This is a genomic window from Petrotoga halophila DSM 16923 (genome assembly GCF_002924615.1).
This window is the reverse complement of sequence record NZ_JALY01000283.1, coordinates 1-1,879: the sequence shown is the minus strand read 5'-3', so window position 1 is coordinate 1,879 and position 1,879 is coordinate 1. Positions and strand designations below refer to the sequence as shown.

The window sequence follows — 1,879 nt, the reverse complement described above, 5'->3', positions numbered from 1 at the left end:
TTGTCTCAAGGAATTACGATTAAGCCCGGTAAACCTACAATTTTTGCAGTAGTTGAAGGCAAGCCTATTTTAGGCTTACCTGGCCACCCATCATCATCCTTTATCATTACCCAGGTGATTGTTAAACCATTGGTAGAGAAGATAATAGGTATAAGAGAAAAAAGCATAAAATGTAATATTAAAGCAAAGTTAAGTAGAAATTTGGATTCTGACAAGGGAAGAGAAGAGTACATCCCGGTTCGATTGATTGAAACTGCTGAAAAGAATCACATTGCTGAGCCGATAGTCGGCGAATCAGCAATGATATCAACATTTGTTTATGCAGATGGTTATATAAAAATAGATGCTAACAAAGAAGGACTCAATAAAGAAGAAACGGTAGATGTCTATTTATACTAATTCTATTTATCTTTATGGTTAAGCTGAGGGTAAATGGACTAAAACTCCTTTATCCTTATAGGTGGGCAACAGGGCGAAGGGGCGCTATATAAGAGCTTTTCAAGGTAGTAAATTGAATTCAAGAAGGTGGATAAATGAGTAAAATATATTTAGAAAAAGTCTCTTTAGAAAAAGCTATGGATGAATATTTTAAGATTTTCAAAGATTATTCTATTGAAACAGAGAATATTAAAGCCGAAAATTCTAGTGGTAGAGTCACAGGAGAAGCTATATATGCAAAAAGGTTTGGGCCACATTATTATGCTTCCGCAATGGATGGTATAGCGGTTAAAGCTTCAAATACATATGGAGCCAGTAAAACGAATCCATTAATGTTGAAAAAAGGGTTAGATGCGGTTATAGTTGATACTGGGGATCCGATACCAGAAGGATTTAATGCGGTTATTAAGATAGAAGAAATAAATGATGAAGGCGATTTTTACATTATAGAAAAAAGCGCTACACCATGGCAAAATATTAGAGCTATTGGAGAAAGTGTGATGAAAGGGCAATTAATGTTCCCGGTAAATCATATGATACGGCCTTATGATGTGGGAGCTTTATTAGAAGCAGGTGTGAAAGAAATTAATGTCAAAAAAAAGCCTTTGATAGGGATCATTCCAACGGGTGATGAAATTATCCCTCCCAATCAGGAACCAGAAAAAGGCCAACTTGTTGATTTCAATTCGACTATAATGAAGCTTTATGGCGAACAATGGGGAGCAAAAGTTTCAATCACAGAGATCCTCCCTGACAAATATGAAGATCTCAAGAAAAAAGTGTTGGACGAGGTAGAGAAAAACGATATTTTGGTCATTATAGCTGGTTCTTCTGCCGGTAGGGAAGATTATACTGAGAAAATTTTAAATGAGGTGGGAAGAGTAATTGTGCATGGCATTAATATAATGCCAGGTAAACCTGTTATTCTAGGTATTATAAAAGGCAAGCCGGTAATTGGTATACCTGGTTATCCCCTCTCTGCGTTGCTGAATTATTATATTTTTGTACGGACACTTGTGTATCAGATGCAAAGTTTGGGCGTTCCAGAAATGCCATATATAAATGCGGTTGTTCGTAGAAAAGTTCCTTCACAAGTTGGGTTGGAAGAATTTTTAAGGGTTAATTTAGCTTTTATTGAAGGAGAATACGTAGCTGTTCCTAGAAAAAGGGGATCGGCTGCCATGGAGTCACTGGTGAATGCAGATGGTATTATGCCTGTCCCAGAAAAATCTGAAGGAATAGGTATCAGAGAAAAGGTGAAAATATATATTTTGAAACCCATCTCCTCGATTATAAATAAGGAGTTGTTCATTGTAAGACATGATTACTCATTAGACATATTGGTTAATGAAATAAAATCTGAAAAACTTGGATTTGACTTTAACATTCCATAAGTGGGGAGAATGGGTGAGTAGATATAACTTGAACGGAGTGATAGTCA

General features: G+C 36.1%; 1 protein-coding gene and 1 pseudogene. Both read left to right on the top strand.

The features are described from left to right. A pseudogene (locus tag AA81_RS13015) lies at window positions 1-399 on the top strand (molybdopterin molybdotransferase MoeA); the annotation flags it as partial. Between the two features lie 134 nt (window positions 400-533). Beyond that, window positions 534-1,832: a molybdopterin-binding protein gene (locus AA81_RS13010; RefSeq protein ID WP_245863653.1), complete on the top strand. Its 1,299-nt coding sequence runs from the start codon at window positions 534-536 to the stop codon at window positions 1,830-1,832. The last annotated feature ends 47 nt before the right edge of the window (window positions 1,833-1,879 follow it).